The following is a 26,119-nucleotide window of genomic DNA, read 5'->3' as shown; positions in this document are numbered from 1 at the left end:
CGGATGGGGCGGTTAAGGTGCGCTGAGTGAGGCGTCGCGCAAGCGCTTTTCGTGCTGTTGATAGCCACGATCGGTTCGGCTGGGCGGGACGCGAGATAACAGGGGCCGCAAAGGCCCCAATCTGTGCGCTTTGGGCGTGTTATTCAGACACTTTTTGGCCGGGTCATATTTGCTCATGGAACCGATAGATTTTCAGCGCCGTAAATGGCTGGCGCTCGGTGGTGCGGCACTTGGATTTGCCCTGCTGCCGGGCGTCGCCCAGGCGACCCTTTCTACACCGCGCCCGCGGGTGCTGGTGCTCAATAACTTAAATACCGGCGAGCGCCTGCGCGCCGAGTTTTTTGATGGTCGTGCCTATATTCCTGAGGAGCTGGCGCGTCTAAACCACTTTTTCCGCGACTATCGCGCCAATCAGGTGAAGCGGATCGATCCGCGTCTGTTCGATCAGATCTTCCGGCTTCAGGTGATGCTGGGCAGCAAGAAGCCGATTCAGCTGGTGTCCGGCTATCGCTCGCCCCATACCAACAGCGAGCTGCGCGAGCGTAGCCGCGGCGTCGCCAAGCAGAGCTTCCATACCAAAGGGCAGGCGATGGATTTTCACATCGACGGCGTGACGCTGGCTAACGTGCGCAAGGCGGCGATGCGTATGCGCTCCGGTGGCGTAGGCTATTATCCGCGCAGTAATTTTGTCCATATCGATACCGGGCCGGTGAGAAGTTGGTGATCCTCGCGCGGATGCGTATGATGGAGTCTGGTAAGGGCGACTGCCGGCCGTGAGCCGGCGTTTTTATGCGCGGAGAGTACCATGAAATACCACATCATTCCGGTTACCGCTTTTCAGCAAAACTGCACCTTGCTGTGGTGTGAGGCGACCCGGGAGGCGGCGATTGTCGATCCCGGCGGCGAGAGTGCCAAGATCCTGCGGGAGATCGGCGCCCGGGATCTGAAGGTGACGCAAATTCTGCTGACCCACGGCCACATCGACCACGTCGGCGCGGCGGCGCGTCTGGCGCAGACCCTGTCGGTGCCCATCTATGGCCCGCAGCAGGAGGACCAGTATTGGCTGGATCAGCTGTCGCAGCAGGCCGATATGTTTGGCTTTACCGACTGTCAGCCGTTTATGCCGACCCGCTGGCTGCAGCAGGGCGACACCCTGGCGGTGGGCGAGGAGCAGCTGACGGTGCTGCACTGTCCGGGTCATACGCCGGGCCACGTCGTTTACTTCTGCGAGAAGGCGCGTCTGGCGCAGGTGGGCGATGTGCTGTTTCGCGGCAGCATCGGGCGCAGCGATTTTGCCGGCGGCAACCACCGCGATCTGCTCAACAGCATCTGGACCCGTCTGTTTACTCTGGGCGATGACGTGGCGTTTATTCCCGGTCACGGCCCCATGTCGACCATCGGTGAAGAGCGACGCAGCAACCCTTACGTGCGCGACGAGCCGGAAAACTGGTAGCGGCGCCGTTTGGCGCCGCTTTACCCTCTCGACGGAAAGACGCCTTAGCGCGTCTTTTTTGATCTTTGTCGCGCGGGCTCACGAGATCATCTGCATACCGCCCAGAATGATCGTAAGACGGTCAAACAGGGTCTGCATCAGGTGTTCGACAAAGGGCGCCAGCATCGGCATCAGCATGCTGAGGGTCATCATGCCGATGGTGAGGGTCAGCGGAAAGCCGACGACGAAGATGGATAGCTGGGGCGTCATGCGGTTGAGCAGCCCCAGCGCCATGTTGAGGGTCAGCAGCAGGGCGATCAGCGGCAGGGCCAGCATCATGCCGTTGAGGAAGATCAGATTGCCGCTCTGGGCCAGGGCCAAGAACCCGTTGCCGTTCAGCGGGTGTGTTGACAGGGGCAGCGTGCGGAAGCTGTCGGCCAGCAGGGAGATGGTCCACAGGTGGCCGTTTACGCTGAGGAACAGCAGCAGGGCCAGCAGGTTAAGCAGGCGCGCCAGGACCGGCATATTGGGGCCGCCGGAGGGGTCAAAGAAGGTGGCAAACGACAGCCCCATCTGCATGCCGATCACCTCACCGGCCAGACGCACGGCGGCGAAGGCGAGCTGCATGGTCAAGCCGATGGCGCAGCCGATCAGGATCTGTTGGATAGCCAGCCACAGGGCGCCGCCGCTGGCCAGCGTAATATCCGTCGGCGGCAGCTGGGGGGCCAGCAGAAAGGCCGTCAGCGCGGCCAGAGCGATGCGGATCTTGCGCGGTACCGCTTTCTCGCCCAGCATCGGCGCGGTGCTGTACAGGGCCAGCAGGCGGATAAAGGGCCAGAAAAACTGCCCTAGCCAGAGCGTGAGCTGGGCGGGGTCGAAGGTGATCATGGCTAGCCGATCAGGGTTGGCAGACTGCTGAAGAGGGTGCGCATATAGTCCAGCAGCAGGCTGAGCATCCAGGGGCCGGCGACCACCAGGGTGGCGAAGACGGCCAGAATTTTGGGAATAAACGACAGGGTCATTTCGTTGATTTGGGTCGCCGCCTGCAGCAGGCTGATCAGCAGACCGCTGATCAGCGCGGCCAGCAGCAGCGGAGTGGCCAGCGCCAGCCCCACTTTCATTGCCTGATATCCCAGGGCCATTACCGATTCCGGCGTCATGGCGTCCTCCTCGTATCGCCTATCCCAGTAGGCGTGATTGTGAAAGCCGCGCGGCCCCGACGCGGACGGCGATACCGCCGCCGATGCGGCGTACGCGGTATGCTCGCCGGGGCAGGGCGGCGGATAAATAGCCTAACGCGGTGGGCGTTAGGTGTAGAAGCTTTGCGCCAGCGAGCCGAGCAGCAGCTGCCAGCCGTCCACCAGGACAAACAGCATCAGCTTAAACGGCAGCGAGATGGTGGCCGGGGGCACCATCATCATCCCCAGCGCCATCAATACGCTGGCGACGACCAGGTCGATGATCAAAAACGGAATAAAGACGGTAAAGCCGATCTGGAACGCCGTTTTCAGTTCGCTGGTGACGTAGGCCGGCAGCAGAATCCGCATCGGCACATCCTCAGGCCCCTGCATCTCTGGCTGTTTGGCCAGGCGGGAGAACAGCGCCAGATCGGTTTCACGGGTCTGACGCAGCATAAAGGCCCGCAGCGGTTTGGCGCCGCGATCCAGGGCGGTCTCCATGCTGATTTTCTGCTCGCTGAACGGTTGATAGGCGTCCTGGTAGATCTTATCGAGCACCGGCGACATGATAAAAAAGGTTAAAAACAGCGCGAGCCCCAGTAGCACCTGATTCGGCGGCGCAGAGGGGGTGCCCAGCGCGTTGCGCAGCAGGCCGAGAACGATGATGATCCGGGTAAAGCTGGTCATCAGCAGCAGCGCGGCCGGCAGGAAGCTGAGCGAGGTCAGGAAGACCAGCGTTTGGACCGGCAGGGACCAGCTCTGCCCGCCGTGTGCCAGCGGTTGACTGATAATGCCGGGTAGCTGGGCCAGTGCCGCGGGCGCGCACAGCAGCAGCCCCGACAGCAGGGTGTAACGCAGAATACGCCGCATCAGGAGTTCTCTTTACTTCGGCCAAATCGGTGACGTGCAGCCTGGCGCAGCAGGTGCTGGAATGAGGTCGGTCGTCCGGCCGCATCGTGCTCCGTCGTCGCCGGCACATCAAAGGTATGTAGATGGGTGATGCTCTGAGCCGTGACGCCGAGCACCAGACATTGGTTATCCACCTCGACCACCACCAGACGCTCACGCTGCCCTAGGCTACAGCTGGCGCGGACGTTGAGCAGACGCTCACCGCGTGGACGGGCGGCGAATCCCAGACGCTTGACCAGCCAGGCCAGCGCCAGGATCAGCAGTAGAATGCCGCCCAGCGTACCGCCCACCTGGGTCAGTACGCTTTCCGTCGGCAGTGCGGGGGCGGCGGGGATCGCCGCGACGACGCTGGACATATCAGCGGCTCAGGCGACGCATGCGTTCTGACGGAGTGATGATATCGGTAATGCGGACGCCGAATTTATCGTTGACCACCACCACCTCGCCCTGGGCTATCAGATAGCCGTTGATCAGCACATCCAGCGGCTCCCCGGCCAGGCCATCCAGCGCCACCACGGATCCCTGCGACAGGCGCAGCAGCTCTTTGATGGTCATCTTGGTGCGGCCCAGCTCCACGGTCAGCTTGACCGGGATGTCCAGGATCAGATCGATATCCTGACCGCTGCCGGCGCCGAGCGTCGGCGTCTCATCCAGATTCTGAAAAATATCGCCGTTATTCTGACCGGCGGTCTGTTGTTCTCCCATTGCTTCCGCCCACAGGTCGGCGGCGTCATCCTGAGCGTCAGCTGACGGCTTGTTGGCGTCACTCATCGGAATTTCCTCGCGAAGTCGCATCTAAAATAGGGTTAATCATTTTTTCTACGCGCAGTGCATACTGGCCGTGATAGCAGCCATACTGGCAGGTTAACACCGGCACACCGTCTACGTTGGCCACCAGGCGGTCGGGCCGGTCGATGGGCAATACATCGCCGATCTGCAGCTTAAGAACGTCAGACAGACGCAGCGGAACGTCGACAAAATTGGCCACCAGCTCCAGCTCGGAGTGCTGTACCTGCTTGCTAAGGGTATCGCGCCAGTGCTGATCCTCCTGTTTGGAGTTCTCCAGCGGCGGGTTGACCAGCAGCTCGCGCAGCGGTTCGATCATTGAGAAGGGGATACAGATATTGAACTCCCCGCTCAGGGCTCCGACCTCAACGGTAAAGGGCGTCGTGACCACGATATCGTTAGGGGAGGTGGTGATATTGGTAAATTTTACCTGGATCTCTGAGCGGACATATTCGACGTCCAGCTTGAAGATGGCGCCCCAGGCATCGCGATAGGCGTCCAGCGCCAGTCGCAGCATGCGCTGGATCACCCGCTGTTCGGTGTGGGTAAACTCACGGCCGTCCACCTTGGTGGGGAAGCGGCCATCGCCGCCGAACAGGTTATCGACCGCCATAAACACCAGGCTGGGTTCGAAGACCATCAGCGCGGTACCGCGCAGGGGCTTCAGGTGCACCAGGTTAAGGTTGGTCGGCACCGGCAGGTTACGGGCAAACTCATGGTAGGGCTGAATACGCACCGCGCCTACCGTGATATCCGGACTGCGGCGCAGCAGGTTAAACAGTCCCATTCGGAACTGACGGGCGAAACGCTCGTTGACGATCTCCAGGGCCTGCAGACGTTCGCGCACGACGCGTCGTTGGGTGGTGGGATCGTAGGGACGGACGTCGCCGTCGTGATTTTCCAGTGACGCATGCTGCTCGCTGGGCGCGGCATCGCTGTCGCCATTGAGCAGCGCGTCTATTTCGGCTTGAGACAGAATGCTATCGGACATAACGGTTACCGCAGGATGAACGCTGTGAACATAACGTCATTGACCATCTGTGCGGGCTGGCCGCTGACGACCGGCGCGCGCAGGGTGGATTTAATTTCGTCCATCAACGCTTTTTTACCCTGCTCGGAGGCCAGCGTTGCAGCCTGCTGGCGAGAGAGCAGCATTAACAGACGGCTACGTACCTCAGGCAGATAGTCGTTTAGACGCTTACGAGTACCCTCATCAGGCAGACGCAGGGTAATGCCGACGTACAGGACGCGGTCGCTGTCGTCGCCGTTACTCAGCAGGTTAACCGTAAACGGATCCAGCGCCATAAAGACCGGCAGAGGAATCGGCGCCTGCTTGACGGTGTGCTGCTGTGTCTGTTGATAATAGTGCCAGCCGAAGTAGCCGCCGCCGGCGGCCAGCGCGGCAAAGAGCACCAACAGGATCAATACCCATTTGCGCCGTTTAGCGGAGCGGTTTGGGAGTGACATATCAGACATAAGGGGGATGATTCCTGTAGCTGTGTGCGCAACGCGCATGGAAATTCGCTAAAGCTATTATCCCTGCCGTCAGGCCGGAACAATGGCGGGAATAACGTCAAAAAACGGGGCTAATCGGGCGATTGCCCCGTTCGGTTTCTGTCAGGCGCGCTAAACGCTGATATCGACTGCGCCCAGATGGCGACGCACCGTGGTTGGCGCAACGGCGTCCAGCGGCGTCGAGACCGCATTGTCGGCCACGATAAACGGCGTGGCGTCCGGCTGCGGGGCCTGCCCCTGCTGTTGGCCATTGCCCCACTGCGATTGGGCCTCGCTGCCGATGCTGCTCTGTCCCAGCTGAATACCGCTCTCCGCCAGCGCCGTGCGCAGATGCGGCAAGGCGGCCTCTAGCGCGGCGCGGACCTGACCGTGCGCGGCGGCCATATGCAGCTGCGCCTGATTATCGTCCAGGCGCAGAGTGATCTGGACGGCGCCGAGATCCTGCGGGTGCAGGCGCAGCTCGGCCTGATGCTGGCCGTTGCGGGCAAACATCAGCACCTGCTGTCCCAGCGCCTGCTGCCACTCACCGCTGCCGAGGGGCGCGTTGAGCAGCGGAGCGCTGGCGGTGGCGGCAGAGGCCAGCGGCGTCGCGCTGAGCTGAGGCGTCGCCGGCAGCGGCGCGGCGTGCAGGGCGGTCGGCGTAATGGCCTGTGCGCTGTGGCTCGGCTGGAGGTCGTGCGGTAGACTGCGGCGATCCGGGGTATTCAGGCTGACCAGTGAACTGGCGGTATCCAGCGTATTGATCCCCGGCGTCGTGGGGGACGCCTTGGCGCTGAGCAGCGGGGCGATGTCGGCGCGCTGCGTCAGGGCGTCAGGGCGCGCGTTGGCGTTGCCCAGCAGCGAGGCCAGCGGGCTCTCCTGCGCCCCTCGGCGCGGGGAGAGCAGACGCATCAGGTCGTCGCCGGTGCGTGCGCTGCCCGGCGTAAAGGTCTGGGACGGGGCATCGGCGCGCGGCGGCAGCATCGCCAGCAGGGCAGCGATCGCCTGCTGGGTCGTTGCGTCGGCGGTTTCCGGCGCGATTTTCTGCGGGTGATCCGACGTCGTCAGCGCCGGGGTCTGGCGCGCCGCCGCGGCGATCTCCGCCGGGTCAAGCCGCTGGCCGTGCTGATTCTCTAGGCTGGCCAACAGCGCCTGACGCTGCGTGGCGCTCATTTGGGACAGGCGGCTGAGCAGGGCGCTGTGCGGCCCGGTCGGCGTCTGGCCTTCCGGCTGCTGCAGCGCCTGGATCAGCGCCTGCTTGCTGCCCGGCTGGCTGATCAGCGCCAGAATATCGGCAAACGGGAAGCCATCGCCGGCATCCGCCGCCGGGCTGTCCGTCGACGCGGAGGCGGTGTTAAGCGTGATGGCAACGGGCGTTGTCATGATTTTTCTCTCCTTTGGCTGGCACGCTGTGCGTACTCATCCATCCGTTTTTGATCCTGTTTATTCAGTACTATCTGGCGCTGCACCTCGGCGCGCTCGTGCAGGGCGCTGAAGGCGCTCAGGCGCTGCTGCTTCTGCTGCCAGCTGTGGGTCGCGTGCTCCAGACGGGAGTGGCACTGGGTCAGCTGCGCCCGGTGCTGCTCGATGGCCTGCTCCAGCGTCAGGATAAACTGCTGGTAGTTGTACCAGCTGGCCGCGGCGATCCCGCCGCTCATCCCCTGATTCAGGCGTTTGCGATACTCATCTTGATAGTTGAGTAGCATCTCCAGCTGCTGCTGAGCCTGTTGACAGGCCTGACGGGCATGCCCCAGCGCCCGGGTCGCCTGATCGACATCCTGCTGCGCCAGTTCGCGTAGGGTGTTTAATGCTGATGACATGCCAACCTCCCCTTAGGCCATCATCGATGGCTATGCGCTGAACAGCGCCTGCAGCGCCGTACAGGCCTGTTGATAGTCGCTGCGCTCAAAAATGCCCTGCTGCAGAAACGCCTCAAGCTGCGGATAGAGCGCGATGGCCTGATCCAGCAGCGGATCGCTGCCGCGCGCATAGGCGCCGACGCTGATCAGATCCCGGTTGCGCTGATAGCTGGAGAGCAGCTGTTTGAAGCTGCGCACCCGCGCATAGTGCGCCTCATCGATCAGCGAGGTCATGGCGCGGCTGATGGAGGCTTCGATATCGATAGCCGGGTAGTGGCCGGCCTCCGCCAGATGACGCGACAGCACCACGTGACCATCAAGGATGGCGCGCGCCGAGTCGGCGATGGGATCCTGCTGATCGTCACCCTCGGTGAGGACGGTATAAAATGCGGTGATGGAGCCACCGCCGCTGATCCCGTTGCCGGCGCGCTCCACCAGCGCGGGCAGCTTGGCGAAGACCGACGGTGGGTAGCCTTTGGTGGCCGGCGGTTCGCCGATAGCCAGCGCGATTTCACGCTGGGCCATGGCGTAGCGGGTCAGGGAGTCCATGATCAGCAGCACGTGCTGGCCCCGATCGCGAAAGTCTTCGGCGATACGGGTGGCGTAGGCGGCGCCCTGCATACGCAGCAGCGGCGAGACATCCGCCGGGGCGGCGATCACCACCGAGCGCTGGCGTCCCTCCTCGCCGAGGATATTCTCAATAAAGTCTTTGACCTCGCGGCCGCGCTCACCGATCAGCCCGACGACGATCACGTCGGCCTGGGTGTAGCGCGCCATCATGCCGAGCAGCACGCTCTTACCGACCCCGGAGCCGGCAAACAGCCCCATGCGCTGGCCGCGCCCCACCGTCAGCAGAGCGTTAATGGCGCGTACGCCGACGTCCAGCACCTGGGTGATCGGCGTTCGCTGCAGCGGGTTGAAGGGTTGGCTGCTCAGTCCGCCGTGGTCGCTTTCATCCGGCGGCGGCAGGCCGTCGAGGGGGCGGGCGCTGCCGTCGAGTACGCGGCCCAGCAGGGCGGGGCCCAGGGGAAGCTGCTTGCCGCTGTTTAAGGCGGCGGCCGGTGCCCAGACGCGGGCGCCGGGCACAATGCCCTCGACCTCTTCCAGCGGCATCAGGAATAACTGTCGGCCGTTAAAGCCGACCACTTCGGCCTCGACGTCCAGCACCTGGTGACCGTCGTGGCGTTCGACGCGGCAGGTGGCGCCGATCGGCAGCTGCAGGCCGGTCGCTTCCAGCACCAGGCCGGTCGCGCGGGTCAGCTTACCGTAGCGGCGCGCTTCCGGTAGGGTAGGGATACGGCGCTCAAGGTTGGCCAGCGCGCCGAGCCAGGTGTCAAGCCGACTGCTCATAGCGGCAGCTCCGGCGCGGCCAGCTTACACAGCTCCTGCCAGCGGGTCGCGATGCTGGCATCCAGCTCGCCGCCCTCGGCGCTGATCTTGCAGCCGCCGCGGTGCAGCTGGGTGTCCGCTAGCAGCTTCCAGCCCTGCTGCTCAAGCTGCACCCCCAGATGCTGCTGTACCAGCGGCAGATCCTGCGGGTTGACGCGCAGCTGCAGGCTGCCGCTGAACAGCGGCTCCTGGTGGATCAGCTGCTGGATTTGCTGCAGCACCCCGCTGGCGTCGCACAGCGGGGTCTGGCCGATGATCTGCTTCGCTGCGGTCAGCGCCAGCTGCATCAGGCGGGCGGCAATGACGCTATCAAGGGAGTTGAGGGAGCGCTGAAACTCGGCTGACAGGGTACGCCAGGAGTCCAGCATCGGCTGCTGTTCGGCCATCGCCTGCTGCATGCCCTGGGTGCGCCCTTCCGCCAGTCCCTGTTGAAAACCCGCGTCATAACCCTGTTTTTCACCCTGCTGTAGGCCGATCTGCAGCCCCTGCTGCTGTGCGTCGTGACGCAGACGCTCCGCTTCGGCCTGGGCGGCAGCCTGGGCTGCGGCACTGCTGGCGGCGCCGTCGCTCTGCTCGTCCGCCTCAATGCGCGGACGCAGCGGTCGGCGCGGCGCGGCAAAGTCATGCATTTCCCAGCGCTTCCAGCGCGGATCGCTGGCTTCGGGGCTGCCCTTGGGCAGCACCTGTTTACGGAATGGAGAGTTAGACATAGGTATCCTCGCCGCCGCCAATCACGATCTCGCCGGTCTCCGCCAGACGGCGGACGATGAGCAGGATAGACTTCTGCTCCGCCTCGACCAGCGACAGACGTATCGGACCGCGGGTCGCCAGGTCGTCGCGCAGGATATCGGCCGCACGCTGGGACATATTGCGCATGAACTTCTCGCGCAGCGCTTCGTCCGCGCCCTTCAGGGCGATCAGCAGCGACTCGTTCTCGACCTCCTGCAGAATCCGCTGGATACTGCGATCGTCGACGTCCACCAGGTTTTCGAACAGGAACATCTCGTCGATGATCTTCTGCGCCAGCTCGCCGTCGTGGGTGCGCATGGCATCGATGACCGACTCTTCCTGCTGGCTCTTCATCAGGTTGATAATCTCGGCCGCGGTGCGAATACCGCCCAGCTTGCTGCGCTTGAGATTCTGACCGTCGAGCAGGTTGTTGAGCACTTCGGTCAGCTCCTGCAGGGCGGTCGGCTGCACGCCGCCGAAGGTGGCGATACGCAGCATGACGTCGTTACGCTGGCGTTCGTCGAACTGCGCCAGAATATCGGCCGCCTGGGCACGCTTCAGGTGCACCAGGATAGTGGCGATGATCTGCGGGTGCTCTTCGCGGATAATATCCGCGGCCGCCTGCGGCTCCATAAAGTTGAGGGTTTCGATACCGTTGGCGGTATCGCGCGACTCCAGAATATCCTCCAGCAGGCTGGCGGCGCGCTCCTCGCCCAGGGCCTTGACCAGCACCGTACGCAGGTAGTCGCTGGCGTTGACGCTCAGGGCGGCGAACTGCTCCGCCTCATCCTGAAACTCGCCCAATACCTCGGTCAGCTGCTGATGGGAGACCTGACGCATGCCGGCCATGGTGGTACTGAGCTGTTGTACCTCCCGGGTAGAGAGGTGTTTAAACACTTCGGCGGCGCGGTCTTCGCCGATGGTCATCAAAAGTACCGCGCTTTTTTCGGTTGCAGTCAGGCTCATTGTTGTTCTGTGCTCATCCATTGGCGGATCACCAGCGCCACGACGCGCGGATCCTGTTCGGCCATTTCGCGTACGCGCTCGGTCTGCGCTTCGGCGGTGCTGCGCTGCTGCAGCTTACGACGCTGCTGCAGCTCCTCATTGCTCGGCTGTTTGGCCGGCTGCACCGATAGCGGCGGGGCGTCGACGCGCTGCTGCGCGGCGGCGGCGGCCCGCTGCTGTTTGGTCAGCATCGGTTTAACCAGCTTGCGCCACAGCAGCCAGGCGACCAGGGCGACCAGCAGATAGCGTCCCAGCGTGGTCAGCAGATCGATAAAGGACTGCTTCTGCCAGAAGGGCAGTTCACCGCCGTTGTCTTCCACGCTGTTAAACGGCGTGTTGACGACGCTCAGGGTATCGCCGCGGCTCTGGGAGAAGCCCATGGCTTCACGCACCAGATTGTTGATCTGGTCCATCTTCTCTTGGCTGAGGGCGATCTCTTTACCCTTGGTGTCGGTGGCGTAGTTAACCACCACGGCGACCGACAGACGCTCGATATTGCCGGCGCGGGCCTGGGTATGGCGAATCGTCCTGTCCACCTCGTAGTTGGTGGTTTCGTCGCGCCGGATATTCTCATTGCGGCTGGTCAGACGACCGTTATTGCTGATGGCGCTGCTGCGGCTCGGGGTCGGCGTATTGCGGCCCGCGGTCCCCTGCGCGCTGCGCGGCTTGTCGATGTTGCCGGTGGCCGGCGGCGCGGGTTCATTGGAGAGGGCGCCGGGCACGCCGCCGTTCAGCTGTCCGCCGGACTGATCGCTCTGGCTTATCTGCTGGCTGCGGATCGCGGCCTGGTTAGGTAACTGGTTGGGCTTGTACTCCTCGTCGGTCTGCTCCCGGCTGGCAAAGTCCAGCTGGGCCGTGACCTGGGCGTGCACGTTACCGCTGCCGAGCATCGGCTGCAGGATCGTTTCGATCCGGCGCTGCAGGCGGCCTTCGACCTCCGAGGTGAACTTCAGCTGGGCGGCGTTCAGATCCCGTCCGGTGCCGTCCGGCTGAGTCAGCAGGTGACCGAACTGATCGACGACGGTGACGTTGCCCGGCGGTAGGCCTGCGACGCTGCTGGAGACCATATAGACGATGGCGTTGATCTGACCATCGTCCAGCGCGCGTCCCGGCTCCAGCGTCAGCGTGACGGAGGCGGAAGGCTGCTTCTGCTCGCGGACGAACAGCGACGGCTTAGGCATCGCCAGATGCACGCGGGCGCTGACCACCGGGCCAAGGGTCTCGATGGTGCGCGCCAGCTCACCCTCCAGCGCACGCTGGTAGTTGATCTGCTCGCTGAACTGGCTGATGCCGAACTTCTCCTGATCGAGCAGCTCAAAACCGACGGCGCCCCCCTTGGGGAGCCCCTGCTGGGCCAGCTTCAGACGTGTGTCATACACCTTGTCCGCCGGCACCATGAGCGTGGCGCCGTTATTGGCAAAGCGATAGGGGATATTCATCTGGGTCAGCTGTGTGACAATGGCGCCGCCGTCGCGATCGCTAATGTTGCTGTACAGTACCCGATAATCGGGCGCGCGCGCCCAAAGCGCCAAAACAACCACGATGGCGATGGCGACGGCGCTGGCCAACAGTAAGGGAATTTTGGGATTGGCTCGCACGCGCTCCAGTATGGCTTTAATACTATTCTCAGCGCTTTTTGCTGCGGTGCCAGCGGTACCGGTGGCTGAAGCGTTCATGGGCTTACCTTATTGTTCAGTTGCGTCCGGACTTGAGGCCGGTATGAATGGATGTGTAACAAATCAGACTCCCTGACGCGGCAATGCGAATCGCGGAAAACCTGCAAAAGCAGGCACTTTATTATTGGCGCATGCGGCAAAATCGATGGCGGGAGAAAGGGTCATTTTTAGCGTTATTTACCCGCTTTGGGTTTCACGCCTTATGGTAGGTTGTCATGCAATCGGTAGTGTTCAATCATTAAGGAGCCTTTCGTGGCAGTCACCGGCATCGAGAACGTTTTACAGCAGCTTCAGGCCACCGCGCTTTCCGCCGCCAACCGCACCCCGCAGGATGGGGTGGCGCAGGGGACGTTTTCTTCCGAGCTGAAGTCGGCGATCGACCGTATCAGCGACAATCAGAACCATGCCCGCCTGCAGGCTCAGCAGTTTGAGATGGGGGTTCCCGGTGTGGCGCTGAACGACGTGATGCTGGATATGCAGAAATCCAGCGTGTCGCTGCAGATGGGGATTCAGGTGCGCAACCGCCTGGTCGCCGCCTACCAAGATATTATGAACATGCAGGTATAGATAGTTTAATTATTTGATAAATAATTAAATTTCCCGTGTGTTAACGATGCATGGGACATCAGTGGGCCTCCGTGATCAGGCACTGATTGAGGATGGCCAACTGAGCCGCATTTTTATCTGACATCCATTTCCCCTCAGCCTTATACATCCTCTGCGCATCGGCATGACCGAGCCGAGGGGCGGTAACGTTGGGGGGCGCCCGCACGTAAAGACCCGCGCGTAGGAGCGATGGGGCGCCGTTGCGGTAGCGTGTCTCGGTTCGCCGCATCGCAAGTTTCCCAAGGCGGGTGAATCGACGCGACGGCGTCATGATGCGCCGCCAGACCACGAGGCGTAACGATCCGTGGATTGAACACGAACGTGCATGGATGCTGTGTCCTCCACCCGAACGCCCTCCGTTTAACCTCAACGAGATACGGTGATCCTCACCGGGGCATTTCAGCCTGACTCCTCAGTACCTCTCTTTTAACCTGTAAGTCTTCCGCGCAGCCGGAATATCTGAAGTCTCGTACTACAATTGAAAAGCAAAATTCGGAGGGATGAAGGACTCTGCTCTCCAAAGCGTGAAAGACCTTGAGGACGACAATTGACGACGTAAACAGTGGGGGGCTGATCTCAGTCTGGAAACCGGCTCCTGCAAGGCGTTGTCGAAAAAATCGTTAAAACAGCGAGAAAGCGCGAACTTGTCAATTCTCTAAACGCGATAGATTACCTTCGCCAGGCATCCACGCCACGAGGGGCTGATATCGCTGGCGCGGGTAATGCCAGGTAGGTTACTTTATTGACCAAGTGAGGGTATTTTGTCTGGTTCAGCTGAATGAAAAAAGAATATTTTGATGCGATTGTCATTGGTACGGGACCTGGCGGTGCCGCGGCTTCTCTTGAGCTGAGCCGGAGGGGAATGAAGGTACTGGTGTTAGAGCGTGGCGGGGTCAATCAATCCAGCGGCTCGTTACTCAGCTTCATGGCTAAGGCCGCGATCCCGAGAAAACATGTGTTTTTGACTCATGATTGGTTGGTTATTCTGCGTGCTCTGACGTTGGGGGGCAGCGGTTTTATCAATTACGCTACGGCGAAGGCGCCGCCGTTCGATCTTTTCCAGCGTCATCGCATTGATCTTACCTCCGCCTTCTCGTCGGTTCAGCGTGAGTTGCCTATCGCTAAGCTCTCCTCTGACTTAATCGGACCAAGGGCTGGTTTAATTTATGATGCAGCCGCCTCGCTGGGCATTCCCTTTGAGCCATTAGATAAGATGATCTTTCAGTCATCATGCCGACGTGGATGTGATCTCTGTACATATGGATGCCCATATCAGGCTAAATGGCACCCTGGATTATGGGTGGCGTTGGCATGTGAGCAGGGTGCACAATTAAAAGCCGATGCGTTTGTGTCGCATATTCTTCATAAAAATAATCAGGCGTATGGTGTGGCCTTTCGGCAGCGGGGTGTTGAATCCTTCGCCTATGCACCCAAAATAATCGTCGCCGCCGGTGGTATTGGCACGCCTGTTATTTTACGTAAGTCGGGATTAGACGAGGTCGGTGATAGGTTGTTTATCGATCCGGTGATTGCGGTGATGGGCGTTGTTAATACCCCGGTAGTCAGCAAAAAAGAAATCGCCATGGTTTATGGCCACTATAACCACGACGCTGGCTATACTCTGTCTGATTTAGCATTGCCGTCAGCGCTGCAGCATCTTTTCTCCTCGCTGGTCGGCAAGATAGCGAACCCCGCGAAAACGTTATCTATCATGGTGAAAGCAAGAGATAATATGTCGGGGTGCATCAATGCGAAAGGACTCCCTGAGAAGGTTATGACCGATGATGATTTCGTCAGGCTCAATAGTGGATGCCAACAAGCCGAATCAATTCTCCGAGCGGCCGGGGCGCATAAACTGTTCCGCACTCGGCCTTTCGCTGCGCATCCCGGTGGGACGGTCGCCTTGGGGACCCATTTAGATACCGATTTACAGACCCGCCTATCAGGGCTATATGTCTGCGATGCCTCCGCCATTCCAGAACCTTGGGGCATACCGCCGACGTTAACGTTATTAACCTTAGGCCGTTATATGGCAGGGCGCTTATGCGCGGAGCGCAGTACCGTCATTGATGGTGTTACCCGGTAATCATTAGAATTCGTAATGCGGAGAGAGTGAATATAATAAGAAGGGTCTATTTTGGGGCATTCTAGAGGGATATAAAAACCGGAGCTGCGTTAGCTCCGGTTTTCTCATATAGGCTCTCTATTCTGTCTACTCCGGCTTTAGCCATCTTCGTTGTTGCAGGAGAGCGAGCCTATAAAACTTAGTTGATAGCAACTACGTTTACAGCTGAAGGACCTTTAGGACCATTCTCTACAGAGAACTCAACCTGTTGGCCTTCATCCAGAGTGCGGAATTCGTTGCTTTGAATGGCAGAGAAATGAACGAAAACGTCCTTGCTGCCATCAGCCGGGGAGATAAAGCCGAAGCCTTTATCGGCGTTGAACCATTTTACAGAACCAGTCATTTTATTAGACATAATATTACCTTCTCAATTTTGTGAGTCACTCAGCGTGACGAAAGAGGTCTGCTCTGACAGAATAACTTACTAAGGCATTGAAGGAGGAGACTCACGATAAAGGGAAATCAGAAGATAACACTGGAACTGAGGCTACTTTACTAAAACTGCTTTATTAAGGTCTGTTCTGCAAACCGTGTGGCTATTAACGCATAGTGGGTCAGTAAGTACAAGTTTTATTTTAGCCGTCCGGATGGGCTGATACCTGGCGCGCTCCCCCCACGTTTGCTCTTTATCTCTAGGTCGCTCGTGGAAATAGGCCGCCAATACCGTGGCGTTGCCGTGCCTTGGGCTTGCCAGGCGCGCCGCCACGAGCGCGGGCGCGGTACGCTTGGCGTCACGGCGGTGGTTCACTTTTCGATAATCCCTGCGTTACACTGATGTCGGTAAGACGGTGCAGTGCGCCGTTATACGCGGTGACTGGCGCGCGCGGCGCCGCTGTCGCACTATTCCGTCATCCGAGCGCGGGGCGCTACGTCGCCGCGCGATCCGAGATATCCCTTAAGGAGAGTATTATGCGTTGGCTCGGCCTATTCGCGCCGCTGTTCGTATTGAGCGCCTGCAGCAGCGCGCCGGGGCATTTTGTCCGCAGTGAAGAGGATCCGGTATCGCATTCGCTGGTATACCGTTTCGATCCCGAGGTGGTCGATCGGGCCGCGATGCAGGCCGATGCATTGGCCTACTGCCGCAGCCACGGCTTTGATCGTGCCGATGAGGTCGGCACGCTGAAACCGAGCGCGACGGGGCTAACGCGGGTGGCCTACCTGTGTGTTTATCAGCCGGTGCGGGCGCAGGTGACGACGCAAAAGTAATCAGATGCTCTGTATGCGCTGACGCTGGTGATCTGCGGCTAAACGTTGTATAGTTATATATATAGCGATGGCTGATCCCGATTGCTCACGGCCATTCGCTCACATTGTTTTTAACAGTCTGCTTTATTTTTGCTTTCACTCCCCGCGCTTTTGGGCGCGGGTTTTTTTATGGCCGGTAGAAAAGGTGCGGAAAGGGGAGTGACGCCCGGCGCACCACCTATTGTCGTGGTCGAATACCATGACAATGTGGGACGCCAGCGGGCAAAGATAAAGAGGGTCAGCCAGAGGCAGTGATGTTCGGCGTATGATTATAGGTGTTCGCCGGGCAGTAGGATCTCACCCGTGAACTGCCCATAGGCATGGCTTAGCGCCTGCTGACGGCTGCCGTTGCCGATCAGCTGGCGTAGCTCATCCATGCGTGCCTGGAGCCGCTGTTTGACGTGGGTTTCGTTGAGCAGGATCTGCTTAAGCACCTGGCGCAGATCCTCCTGCTGCGTTGGCGTAGGATTGGCCTGGGACATCAGTTTGGCTGTGCTTGACACCGCCGTCAGGTACTCCATTTCCAGCGCCACCAGCGCCTCCCACTCGTCGCGCTGTGCCAAATCGCGCATGCGCTCGCTTAAGGCCAGAACCTGGTGGTAGGCCTGGAGTAGCGGCGGTAGTCCATACATATTGTTACCCCTGCTGGGTGGTTGCAGCGTGTGGGCCTATCTGGCGCCAGGCATCTGCAATATTGTCGAGTAATTCCGTGACGTGGCGTACGGTGTCGGCGTCGTTATGCAGGTTAGCCTGCAGCAGGCGTTGCACCATATAGTCATACAGCGCGCTAAGGTTTTGCGCTACCTCGCCGCCTTTGTCCAGATCCAGTCCGGCCTTGAGACCGTTGTCGATAATGTTGATAGCCTTGCTGAGGGCCAGCCCCTTTAGCGGGATTTGCCCCGCCTCGATATGCAGCGCCGCGCGAACCAGGGCGCTATGCGCCCCGTCAAACAGCATGACAATCAGTTGATGCGGACTGGCACTCATCGCGCCGCTCTCCAGTCCGACTTTGGCATAGGCCTGTGTGCCCATTGCGTTATACATAGTGGCGGTTACCCTTACTTACTGTTACTCATGGCGTTAAACTGTTGGGTCAGGTAGGAACTGGTGCTGTTTAACTTGGCCATCATCTTGTCGAGCTGGACAAACTGCGCCTTGTAGCGGTTGATGGTTTCATCGATGCTCTGGTTGACGCTATCGATGCGGTCGCTCAGGTGCTGCAGGCTGTTATTGATGCTCTTGGTGGTGGAGTCGATGACGCCGTCGCTCTTGATATAGCTCTGGATTTCGCTGTGCACCATGTTGGCCATACCGGTGTCCTTGCCGTTGCCGACAAAGAAGTTCTGTACCTGGCCCGGATACTCATCAATGGCTTTCTTCAGCTTGCTGTCGTCGATGTTCAGCTTGCCGGTCTGCGGGTCGGTGCTGATGCCCAGGTTGCCCAGCCCTTTGAGGTTGGGGTTGTCCTGCGCCGAACTCATGACCCCTTTGACGCCGGACTGGATGGCGCGCAGGGTATTGTCACCGAGCAGCGGGCCGTTGGTGAAGTTTTCGGCTTCCCCTTTCTTGACCGGGGTAAACTTGGTCAGCGAGGAGAAGGTATCGATCAGCGAGTTGTAGCTGTCGACCCAGTCGTGGATCTTTTTGCTGACGCCTTCGCTGTCGCTGCTGATCACCAGGTTTTGGGTATCTTTGGTGACCGCCTTCAGCTCCAGGGTCACGCCCTGCGGCGCATCGGTGATCTTATTGCTGCTGCGGGTGATATCGATGCCGTTGAGCGTCATTTTGGCATCTCTTCCTTCTACGGTCTGCGCCATGCCGTTGGCGGCGCTGTCTTTATGACCATCGTAGTTCAGCATTCCCGCCAGCTTGCTGTCGCCGCTGACGTTCATCTTGATGTCGCTTTTCGCGCCGGTATCGGCGGCGGTCACCGACAGGGTGTACTCCTTGTCAGAGATCTGGATCACGCTGGCCTTGACGCCGGCGTCGGATTTGTTGATGGCGTCGCGCAGTCCGGTCAGCGAGGTCTGCTCGTCGCTGAGGGAGATCTTGGTCTCTTTCGGCGGCTCACCGACGGTAATGGTCAGCTCACGTCCGCTGGCGCCCGCGCTGCCCAGCTGGTCGGTCTGGCTGGTGGCGTGGGTTTTAGCCGTCAGGCTCTGCGCCTGAGCCAGCTGGGTCACATTGATGGCATAGTTACCCGGTACCGCGCTGGCGCTGGTGGTGACGCTAAACTGATCGTGGCTGCTGGCCTTGGTGATGGTAAAGGCATCGGTTTTGGCCAGATCCTTACTCACATCATCAAACTTTTCCAGCGCCCCTTTCAGGGTGCCATAGGCGGTCAGCTTGGCCTTGTAGCTGCTCTGTTGGGTGGTGTAGGGAGTCAAACGTTGCTTCTCGACCCCGGTCAGCTTGGTCAGCAGGGAGTTGAGGTCGAGCCCAGAGCCGATCCCCAGTGATGAAATGGTTGCCATGAATATTTCCTTTCTTAATGACGAGTGCGCTATACGCGTTATCGGCTCTGTTGGGCAAAAGTTTACAGAAAAATAATAAAAAACGATGGGTCAATAGAAGCAGGAAAATGGGGGCTTTTTCACCGATTGGCGCGAGGGTAAAAAAAATTAAAAAATTTACTAAAGGTTGCCAAGGGGAGCGCCGATACCTGAGGGGACGGTGGCTGATGACGCCGTAGGGCAATCAGGCCCGAACGATTAACCGTGATGCGCAGTGGCGCAACATTCGAAGGAAAGCACACTATGGCACAAGTAATTAATACCAACAGCCTGTCGCTGATGGCACAGAACAACCTGAACAAATCCCAGTCAGCGCTGGGCACCGCCATCGAGCGTCTGTCTTCCGGTCTGCGCATCAACAGCGCCAAGGATGACGCCGCCGGTCAGGCGATCTCCAACCGCTTCACTGCCAACATCAACGGCCTGACCCAGGCCTCTCGCAACGCCAACGACGGTATCTCCCTGGCGCAGACCACCGAAGGCGCGCTGAACGAAGTCAACGACAACCTGCAGAACATCCGTCGTCTGACCGTACAGGCGCAGAACGGCTCTAACTCCTCCAGCGACCTGCAGTCCATCCAGGACGAAATCACCCAGCGTCTGTCCGAGATCGACCGTATCTCCCAGCAGACCGACTTCAACGGCGTGAAGGTGCTGAGCAAAGATCAGAAGCTGACCATCCAGGTTGGCGCCAACGACGGTGAAACCATCGATATCGATCTGAAAAACATCAACGCACAGAGCCTGGGTCTGGATAAGTTTAACGTGGCTGACAGCGTTGACACGACTAAGGTCGCCGCTGCCGCTGCGACTAAAGTCAATGGCCCGATGGTTAATATTGACACGAACGGTAAAGATGCCGGTGGTAAGACAATTACTGGTTATGTCAAGGATGATAAGGGCGACGTATACGGCGCTTATGATGATGCTGGTACAACTAAGTATGCTAAAGCCACCATTGGCGATGATGGTAAGGTAACTGCATTCGATACAGCATCAGCTACGCCGTCAGGTACTTCCGCAGCTGTAACTCAGGTTCAGTCTAAAGTTGCACCGAAAGGGGCTGACGCGGCTAACGTCTATGCTTACACCGGTACCGAGAAAGGTGCTTCTGCCTATGTGATTAAAGAAGGCACTGGCGCTGACGCTAAATACTTTAAGGCTAGCGTTGCTGAAGACGGCACCGTGACCAAAGGCTCTGCCCTGTCTACCACGGCCAAGACTGCCGATCCGCTGGCAACCCTGGATAAAGCCCTGTCTCAGGTTGATGACCTGCGCAGCGGCCTGGGTGCGGTACAGAACCGTTTCGATTCCGTTATCAACAACCTGAACAGCACCGTGAACAACCTGTCCGCTTCCCGTTCACGTATTCAGGACGCTGACTACGCGACCGAAGTGTCCAACATGAGCCGTGCGCAGATCCTGCAGCAGGCCGGTACCTCCGTACTGGCCCAGGCTAACCAGTCTACCCAGAACGTCCTGTCCCTGCTGCGTTAATCGCGCATTACCGCGTGCGCGGCCCGCGTTGCCGCGCGCAAAAACCCGCCCATCGGCGGGTTTTTTTATGTCCGTAAACGCGGACTGGCGCATCACCCCTGCGGGGGGAGGGTGGGCAATCAAGGGCGCGATTGAGCGCGGTGGCCATATTGTCGGCGATTAGGATTAACTGCCGGTAAATTATACAAAAAAACAAAAACTCTGCTAAAGCTTTGCCGAAGGGGGTCGATAAATAGATTTGTATAACCAATCATGTAGTAAGGAAATTTATCATGGCACAAGTAATCAACACCAACAGCCTGTCGCTGATGGCACAGAACAACCTGAACAAATCCCAGTCTGCCCTGGGCACCGCCATCGAGCGTCTGTCTTCCGGTCTGCGCATCAACAGCGCCAAGGATGATGCCGCCGGTCAGGCGATCTCCAACCGCTTCACCGCCAACATCAACGGCCTGACCCAGGCCTCTCGCAACGCCAACGACGGTATCTCCCTGGCGCAGACCACCGAAGGCGCGCTGAACGAAGTCAACGACAACCTGCAGAACATCCGTCGTCTGACCGTACAGGCACAGAACGGCTCTAACTCCTCCAGCGACCTGCAGTCCATCCAGGACGAAATCACCCAGCGCCTGTCCGAGATCGACCGTATCTCCCAGCAGACCGACTTCAACGGCGTGAAGGTACTGAGCAAAGATCAGAAGCTGACCATCCAGGTCGGTGCCAACGACGGTGAAACCATCGATATCGATCTGAAAAACATCAACGCACAGAGCCTGGGCCTGGATAAGTTTAACGTGGCTGACAGCGTTGACACGACTAAGGTTGCCGCTGCCGCTGCGACTAAGGTTGACGGTCCGCAGGTAAATATCGACACCAATAGTAAGAAAGCGGGTACCGATGATATCACTGGCTATGTGAAAGACGATAAGGGCGACGTTTACGCAGTTTATAAAGCGGGCGGTACCGGTGCGGATAAATATGCGAAAGCAACTATCGGCGACGATGGTAAAGTGACCGCGGTAGACACTACTTCAGCTGCACCGTCAGGTACGACTAACGCGGTTAGCCAGGTGACCTCTAAAGTTGCACCGAAAGGGGCTGACGCGGCTAACGTCTATGCTTACACCGGTACCGAGAAAGGTGCTTCTGCCTATGTGATTAAAGAAGGCACTGGCGCTGACGCTAAATACTTTAAGGCTAGCGTTGCTGAAGACGGCACCGTGACCAAAGGCTCTGCCCTGTCTACCACGGCCAAGACTGCCGATCCGCTGGCAACCCTGGATAAAGCCCTGTCTCAGGTTGATGACCTGCGCAGCGGCCTGGGTGCGGTACAGAACCGTTTCGATTCCGTTATCAACAACCTGAACAGCACCGTGAACAACCTGTCCGCTTCCCGTTCACGTATTCAGGACGCTGACTACGCGACCGAAGTGTCCAACATGAGCCGTGCGCAGATCCTGCAGCAGGCCGGTACCTCCGTACTGGCTCAGGCTAACCAGTCTACCCAGAACGTCCTGTCCCTGCTGCGTTAATCGCACGCTGAGTCAGGTTAAACCCCGCTGCGGCGGGGTTTTTTTTACCTTTACTACGCGCAATGCCTGCGCGTTACGCAGAACAAAGCGGCTAAAAGGCCACTTTTTTACCGACTTATCGCGGCATTGGATTGGCATAGACACGGGATAATAAGCGGGCATTCATCAACCCGAGTTCTGTCGACGTGACTGATTTGTATACCGCCGAAGGCGTGATTGACAAAAATACGTTATGGCAGCGCTATGCGCCACTGGTTCGTCATGAGGCGCTGCGCCTGCAGGTTCGCCTTCCGGCCAGCGTAGAGCTGGATGATTTGCTGCAGGCGGGCGGCATCGGGCTGCTGCATGCGGTCGAGCGCTATGACGCCATGCAGGGGACTGCGTTTACCACCTATGCCATTCAGCGTATCCGCGGGGCGATGCTGGATGAACTGCGCAGCCGAGACTGGGTGCCGCGCAGCGTACGGCGGAATGCCCGCGGGGTATCTGCCGCCATGCAGCGTGCCGAGCAGCGTCTGGGGCGAACGCCGGGCGACAGCGAGATAGCCCAAGAGATGGGGATCCCGCTGGAGGAGTATCAGCAAATCCTGCTGGATACCAACACCAGCCAGCTGTTTTCCTATGACGAGTGGCGAGAGGAGCACGGCGACAGCGCTGAGCCAGCCTTGGAGCAGAGCGAAGAGGCCAACCCGCTGCGTCAGCTGCTGGAGAGCGATCTGCGCGGTCGGGTGATCGCCGCCATCGAGGCGTTGCCGGAGCGTGAAAAGCTGGTGCTGACGCTGTACTACCAGGAGGAGCTCAACCTCAAGGAGATCGGCGCGGTGCTCGAGGTCGGCGAATCGCGCGTCAGTCAGCTGCACAGCCAGGCGATAAAACGCCTGCGTACCCGTCTGCTCAGCCAGCGGTAAGTCGCCTTTCTGCCATAGCTATGGAGTGCAGAGATGCCATTGACCTCTTTTCCCTCATCCCCCGCCGGGCGCAGGCCGCTGAGCCGCTATCTGAAAGACTTTAAACATGCGCAGTGCTACTGCTCACACTGCGGTCGCCCGCTGGATCGCATCTCGCTGGTGCTGGACGGCACACTGCTGAATCGTGCGCGCCAGGCGCAGATGGAGCGGCTGATCGACGACGCCGGCTGGGCGGCCCTGCAGCAGGGGCTGCTGGCGCTGTGCCGCTTCTGTAGCGATGTCTACTGCCATGCGCAGTGCAGTCGTTTTGACATCATGGGGTTTAAACAGTATCTGTGCGAGCAGACCGACATGCGGCACAGCAGCATTCGTGAGTATGTGGTGCGTCTGCGGCGTTTGGACGAGCTGCTGGCGCACCATGTTCCGCCCTCGACGGCGCTGAGCGAGCTGTCCGATCGCTGGCTGGCGGCGCTGCCCCAGTGCAGCCAAAACAATTATCGTATCGCGCTGCGCAAGTATCAGCAGTATCTTCAGTTCGCGCAGGCGGCCTGACGCCTGTCGGCGGTTATTTCCCGCAATTATTAGCATATTACTTTTTATTCCTTTCCATGCCGTCACGCCTTGCTACAGTGACGGCTCGGAGCGTCGGCGTGCGGCGCGGAGGGGGAGAGAAGAGCGTGAGCGCCATCGAACTGACACAGCTGGTGAAGTCCTTTCACCATCAGCAGGTACTGCACGGCGTCGATCTGTGCGTTCAGCCGGGCGAGGTGGTCGCTATCATCGGGCCGAGCGGCTCGGGCAAGAGTACCCTGCTGCGCTGCATTAACCTGCTGGAGACGCCGGACGCGGGGAGCCTGCGGGTCGGCGATATTCGCGTGGACGCCAACCGCTCGCTGGCGCGTCAGAAGGCGCAGATCCGTCGTCTACGCCGCCAGGTCGGCTTTGTCTTTCAGAACTTCAATCTGTTTCCACACCTGACGGCGCTGGAGAACGTGACCGAAGGGCCGCGGGTGGTTAATGGGGTTGCGCCCGCAGAGGCCGAACGTCAGGGGAGGGCGCTGCTGGCGCGGGTCGGACTGGCCGATAAGGCCGATGCCTATCCCAAACGGCTCTCCGGCGGTCAGCAGCAGCGGGTGGCCATCGCCCGGGCGCTGGCCATGCAGCCGCAGGTTCTGCTGTTTGATGAGCCTACCTCGGCGCTGGATCCGGAGCTGGTGGGCGAGGTGCTCGCCACCCTGCGCGGCCTGGCGCAGGAGCAGCGTACCATGGTGATCGTCACTCATGAAATGCGCTTTGCCCGCGACGTGGCGCAGCGGGTGATCTTTATGGACGGCGGGCGTATCGTCGAGCAGGGCCCGGCCGAGATCCTGTTCAGCCGGCCCCGTCATCCGCGTACTCGTCAGTTCCTGGCCCAATATCTGGAGGAGATAATGGCGCCCGAGTTTGAAATCTAGACCAACCGCCGCTGTACGGGGTGTCACTCAGCCCTATCGGCAAGGGGTTGCGCCTTATTCACCGACGTGGGGTATCACTCTGCCTTATCGGCAGGGCTGACCCCTCTCTGCGCCGTGGGCGGTATTGCGCGCGTCTCAGCGTCGCGTGAGGCGCCATCCCGCTCCTCTTCAGCCTGCTTCCCAAGGGCGACTCCCTACCTTTCCCGCGCAGAAAGCGCCGTTCGCATAGCGGCGCCGTATTGATGATCCCTCTTAATTAACAGCGGGTTGTCGCCGTCGGTGGCTTGCATCTTTACCTAAGGCTGGCTAGGCTTGAGGTGTGAGTGTTAACAGAGAAACGCGTTCGGCACCTCCATGTAGCGCGTGTCTTTTCTGTGTCGGGGGCGTTTCATCTGTTGGCATTTTGTCTCTTTTCCCGCGTGCGTCGGGTGCGTAATCGGTAGCCGTAGAGCCATAGTTTAGCCTGGTGAGCATACACTGATGCCATCAGTGATAGGTGACACGGAATGGACCGAATGAAAATCAAACGATGGATGTTACTGGCTAGCCTGTTGGGCGGGGCGCTGTTTGCCTATGCGGTGCTGTACAGCGCAGATAAAGTGTGTGAGCATCAGGCGCTGTTTTCTGACTTTTGCCGCCGGGTTGATATTTCCCCCCCACATATACCTAAATAAATATTTTATTTCTAATAAGTAATCGGACATGTCTTAATTCTATTTTTATTAAGGCAGTCATTTCGCCTTGCTAGAAAAATCCCATATATTTTTTCTTGTGCCTATCCCGACTTATACAGAATAATATCCCGCAATTAAACGCAGTGATGACATCTTACGTCATGTGATGAGCGTTGGATGGTGCGTTTATTTCAAGCGGTTTTACTTGTTTTTGCCTGCATTGTTCCGGGCAAGGCGCCTCATTCTTTTTTTTGTGGTAACCCGCATGCTGCCCAGCACACTGCGCGGTGCGCTGGGTATCCCGATGGCGCGAACAATTCATTATTTATGTTGAGGTGGTTGATGTTTAATAAATTGGCGGCAGAGTTTTTGGGTACTTTCTGGCTGGTCTTCGGCGGCTGCGGCAGCGCCGTGCTGGCGGCGGCATTTCCCCAGCTGGGCATCGGCTTTCTGGGGGTCGCCCTGGCCTTTGGCCTGAGCGTGCTGACCATGGCTTACGCCGTCGGCCCTATCTCCGGCGGTCACTTTAACCCGGCGGTAACGCTGGGGCTGTGGGCCGGCGGTCGTTTCTCTGGCCGCACGGTACTGCCCTACATGCTGAGTCAGGTGATCGGTGGGATCGCCGCCGCCGCCGCGCTGTATGTTATCGCCAGCGGTAAGGCCGGGTTCGATGCCACGGCCAGCGGGTTCGCCAGCAATGGATACGGTGCCCATTCGCCGGACGGCTTCTCGATGCAGGCGGGGATGGTGGTCGAAATTATTCTTAGCGCCTTTTTCCTGCTGGTGATCCAGGGCAGCACGGATAAGCGAGCCCCGGCCGGATTTGCCCCGCTGGCGATCGGTCTGGCGCTGACCTTAATCCATCTGGTCAGCATTCCGGTGACCAATACCTCCGTTAACCCGGCGCGCAGCACCGCGGTGGCGCTGTTCCAGGGCACCTGGGCGCTGCAGCAGCTGTGGTTCTTCTGGGTGATGCCGCTGGTCGGCGGCGTACTGGGCGGCCTGCTGTACCGCTGGCTACTGGCGGAGCGCGGCGAGTAACCGTCTTGACGAGTCCCGTAACGGCCCGTGCAGGGCTGTACATCGTCTCCGTCACGGGGCCGATTCT

General features: G+C 59.5%; 29 protein-coding genes. 12 read left to right on the top strand and 17 right to left on the bottom strand.

What is annotated here, in order from left to right; translation table 11 throughout:
* Nucleotides 1-175 precede the first annotated feature (175 nt).
* Both BRD58_RS11265 and BRD58_RS11260 read left to right on the top strand, forming a co-directional pair.
* A complete protein-coding gene (locus BRD58_RS11265) occupies nt 176-724 on the top strand; it encodes a YcbK family protein (protein WP_073382980.1) in 549 nt (182 codons plus the stop codon).
* A gap of 81 nt (nt 725-805) precedes the next feature.
* Complete coding sequence (locus tag BRD58_RS11260; protein ID WP_012848988.1) at nt 806-1,453, top strand: MBL fold metallo-hydrolase; 648 nt, start codon at nt 806-808, stop codon at nt 1,451-1,453.
* Nucleotides 1,454-1,531: 78 nt separating this feature from the next.
* On the opposite strand, the gene fliR is transcribed toward BRD58_RS11260, so the two are convergent.
* The 13 genes from fliR to fliF all read right to left on the bottom strand — a co-directional run bounded on the left by fliR (nt 1,532) and on the right by fliF (nt 12,457).
* On the bottom strand, nt 1,532-2,320 hold the full coding sequence (fliR, locus tag BRD58_RS11255; RefSeq protein ID WP_012848987.1) for a flagellar biosynthetic protein FliR: 789 nt from the start codon (nt 2,318-2,320) through the stop codon (nt 1,532-1,534).
* Nucleotides 2,321-2,322: 2 nt separating this feature from the next.
* On the bottom strand, nt 2,323-2,592 hold the full coding sequence (gene fliQ, locus BRD58_RS11250; RefSeq protein ID WP_012848986.1) for a flagellar biosynthesis protein FliQ: 270 nt from the start codon (nt 2,590-2,592) through the stop codon (nt 2,323-2,325).
* 147 nt (nt 2,593-2,739) lie between these two features.
* A complete protein-coding gene (gene fliP, locus BRD58_RS11245; RefSeq protein WP_012848985.1) occupies nt 2,740-3,480 on the bottom strand; it encodes a flagellar type III secretion system pore protein FliP in 741 nt (246 codons plus the stop codon).
* On the bottom strand, nt 3,480-3,875 hold the full coding sequence (gene fliO / locus BRD58_RS11240; RefSeq protein ID WP_012848984.1) for a flagellar biosynthetic protein FliO: 396 nt from the start codon (nt 3,873-3,875) through the stop codon (nt 3,480-3,482). Before fliO ends, fliP begins: the two co-directional genes overlap by 1 nt.
* A 1-nt stretch (nt 3,876) precedes the next feature.
* On the bottom strand, nt 3,877-4,290 hold the full coding sequence (gene fliN, locus BRD58_RS11235; RefSeq protein ID WP_012848983.1) for a flagellar motor switch protein FliN: 414 nt from the start codon (nt 4,288-4,290) through the stop codon (nt 3,877-3,879).
* Complete coding sequence (gene fliM, locus BRD58_RS11230) at nt 4,283-5,296, bottom strand: flagellar motor switch protein FliM (protein WP_012848982.1); 1,014 nt, start codon at nt 5,294-5,296, stop codon at nt 4,283-4,285. Before fliM ends, fliN begins: the two co-directional genes overlap by 8 nt.
* A gap of 5 nt (nt 5,297-5,301) precedes the next feature.
* Nucleotides 5,302-5,781 carry a flagellar basal body-associated protein FliL gene (fliL, locus tag BRD58_RS11225; protein WP_012848981.1) on the bottom strand — a complete coding sequence of 160 codons (480 nt, stop codon included), beginning with the start codon at nt 5,779-5,781 and terminating at the stop codon, nt 5,302-5,304.
* 150 nt (nt 5,782-5,931) lie between these two features.
* Nucleotides 5,932-7,182 carry a flagellar hook-length control protein FliK gene (locus BRD58_RS11220; protein ID WP_073382975.1) on the bottom strand — a complete coding sequence of 417 codons (1,251 nt, stop codon included), beginning with the start codon at nt 7,180-7,182 and terminating at the stop codon, nt 5,932-5,934.
* Nucleotides 7,179-7,619 carry a flagellar export protein FliJ gene (gene fliJ, locus BRD58_RS11215; RefSeq protein ID WP_015461803.1) on the bottom strand — a complete coding sequence of 147 codons (441 nt, stop codon included), beginning with the start codon at nt 7,617-7,619 and terminating at the stop codon, nt 7,179-7,181. The genes BRD58_RS11220 and fliJ overlap by 4 nt, the downstream gene beginning before the upstream one ends.
* Before the next feature lie 30 nt (nt 7,620-7,649).
* Entirely contained in the window at nt 7,650-9,008 is a 1,359-nt protein-coding gene (gene fliI, locus BRD58_RS11210; RefSeq protein WP_073382971.1) for a flagellar protein export ATPase FliI, read from the bottom strand.
* Nucleotides 9,005-9,757, bottom strand: coding sequence for a flagellar assembly protein FliH (gene fliH, locus BRD58_RS11205; protein ID WP_012848977.1), 753 nt, complete (start codon nt 9,755-9,757; stop codon nt 9,005-9,007). The genes fliI and fliH overlap by 4 nt, the downstream gene beginning before the upstream one ends.
* Nucleotides 9,750-10,742: a flagellar motor switch protein FliG gene (gene fliG / locus BRD58_RS11200; RefSeq protein ID WP_012848976.1), complete on the bottom strand. Its 993-nt coding sequence runs from the start codon at nt 10,740-10,742 to the stop codon at nt 9,750-9,752. Before fliG ends, fliH begins: the two co-directional genes overlap by 8 nt.
* Nucleotides 10,739-12,457, bottom strand: coding sequence for a flagellar basal-body MS-ring/collar protein FliF (fliF, locus tag BRD58_RS11195; RefSeq protein WP_012848975.1), 1,719 nt, complete (start codon nt 12,455-12,457; stop codon nt 10,739-10,741). The genes fliG and fliF overlap by 4 nt, the downstream gene beginning before the upstream one ends.
* Nucleotides 12,458-12,709: 252 nt before the next feature.
* Between fliF and fliE the strand changes: the two genes are divergently transcribed.
* Nucleotides 12,710-13,024, top strand: a complete 315-nt coding sequence (fliE, locus tag BRD58_RS11190) for a flagellar hook-basal body complex protein FliE (protein WP_012848973.1) — start codon at nt 12,710-12,712, stop codon at nt 13,022-13,024.
* An 817-nt stretch (nt 13,025-13,841) separates the two neighbouring features.
* Nucleotides 13,842-15,149 (top strand): GMC family oxidoreductase N-terminal domain-containing protein, encoded by a 1,308-nt coding sequence (locus BRD58_RS11180; protein WP_073382967.1) that lies wholly within the window; start codon nt 13,842-13,844, stop codon nt 15,147-15,149.
* Between the two features lie 178 nt (nt 15,150-15,327).
* On the opposite strand, the gene cspE is transcribed toward BRD58_RS11180, so the two are convergent.
* Entirely contained in the window at nt 15,328-15,543 is a 216-nt protein-coding gene (gene cspE, locus BRD58_RS11175) for a transcription antiterminator/RNA stability regulator CspE (RefSeq protein ID WP_012848969.1), read from the bottom strand.
* Between the two features lie 554 nt (nt 15,544-16,097).
* Here cspE and BRD58_RS11170 point away from each other — a divergent pair.
* Nucleotides 16,098-16,394, top strand: a complete 297-nt coding sequence (locus tag BRD58_RS11170) for a hypothetical protein (protein ID WP_073382964.1) — start codon at nt 16,098-16,100, stop codon at nt 16,392-16,394.
* Nucleotides 16,395-16,702: 308 nt separating this feature from the next.
* Here BRD58_RS11170 and fliT read toward each other — a convergent pair whose 3' ends face one another.
* The 3 genes from fliT to fliD are packed head-to-tail and all read right to left on the bottom strand — an operon-like array spanning nt 16,703 to nt 18,907.
* Entirely contained in the window at nt 16,703-17,065 is a 363-nt protein-coding gene (gene fliT, locus BRD58_RS11165; protein WP_015461797.1) for a flagella biosynthesis regulatory protein FliT, read from the bottom strand.
* A gap of 4 nt (nt 17,066-17,069) precedes the next feature.
* Complete coding sequence (gene fliS, locus BRD58_RS11160; RefSeq protein ID WP_015461796.1) at nt 17,070-17,477, bottom strand: flagellar export chaperone FliS; 408 nt, start codon at nt 17,475-17,477, stop codon at nt 17,070-17,072.
* Between the two features lie 14 nt (nt 17,478-17,491).
* Nucleotides 17,492-18,907 carry a flagellar filament capping protein FliD gene (fliD, locus tag BRD58_RS11155; protein ID WP_015461795.1) on the bottom strand — a complete coding sequence of 472 codons (1,416 nt, stop codon included), beginning with the start codon at nt 18,905-18,907 and terminating at the stop codon, nt 17,492-17,494.
* Between the two features lie 282 nt (nt 18,908-19,189).
* Between fliD and BRD58_RS11150 the strand changes: the two genes are divergently transcribed.
* From BRD58_RS11150 to aqpZ, 7 genes are all read left to right on the top strand, one after another.
* Nucleotides 19,190-20,443: a flagellin FliC gene (locus BRD58_RS11150; protein WP_015461794.1), complete on the top strand. Its 1,254-nt coding sequence runs from the start codon at nt 19,190-19,192 to the stop codon at nt 20,441-20,443.
* 272 nt (nt 20,444-20,715) lie between these two features.
* The gene (locus BRD58_RS11145; RefSeq protein ID WP_073382959.1) at nt 20,716-21,975 is read left to right on the top strand and encodes a flagellin FliC; all 1,260 of its coding nucleotides are present in this window, start codon (nt 20,716-20,718) and stop codon (nt 21,973-21,975) included.
* Nucleotides 21,976-22,160: 185 nt separating this feature from the next.
* Nucleotides 22,161-22,883, top strand: coding sequence for an RNA polymerase sigma factor FliA (locus BRD58_RS11140; RefSeq protein WP_015461792.1), 723 nt, complete (start codon nt 22,161-22,163; stop codon nt 22,881-22,883).
* 33 nt (nt 22,884-22,916) lie between these two features.
* Nucleotides 22,917-23,435, top strand: coding sequence for a flagella biosynthesis regulatory protein FliZ (gene fliZ / locus BRD58_RS11135; RefSeq protein WP_073382955.1), 519 nt, complete (start codon nt 22,917-22,919; stop codon nt 23,433-23,435).
* A gap of 125 nt (nt 23,436-23,560) precedes the next feature.
* The gene (gene tcyN / locus BRD58_RS11130) at nt 23,561-24,337 is read left to right on the top strand and encodes an L-cystine ABC transporter ATP-binding protein TcyN (protein ID WP_015461790.1); all 777 of its coding nucleotides are present in this window, start codon (nt 23,561-23,563) and stop codon (nt 24,335-24,337) included.
* 515 nt (nt 24,338-24,852) lie between these two features.
* A complete protein-coding gene (locus BRD58_RS18105) occupies nt 24,853-25,011 on the top strand; it encodes a hypothetical protein (RefSeq protein ID WP_012848956.1) in 159 nt (52 codons plus the stop codon).
* 342 nt (nt 25,012-25,353) lie between these two features.
* Nucleotides 25,354-26,052 (top strand): aquaporin Z, encoded by a 699-nt coding sequence (aqpZ, locus tag BRD58_RS11125; protein WP_012848955.1) that lies wholly within the window; start codon nt 25,354-25,356, stop codon nt 26,050-26,052.
* Nucleotides 26,053-26,119: the final 67 nt, after the last annotated feature.

Origin of the sequence: Edwardsiella piscicida, from assembly GCF_001896205.1 — a bacterium.
GTDB classification, from domain to species: Bacteria; Pseudomonadota; Gammaproteobacteria; order Enterobacterales; family Enterobacteriaceae; genus Edwardsiella; species Edwardsiella piscicida.
This window is presented reverse-complemented; position numbering and strand designations above follow the sequence as displayed.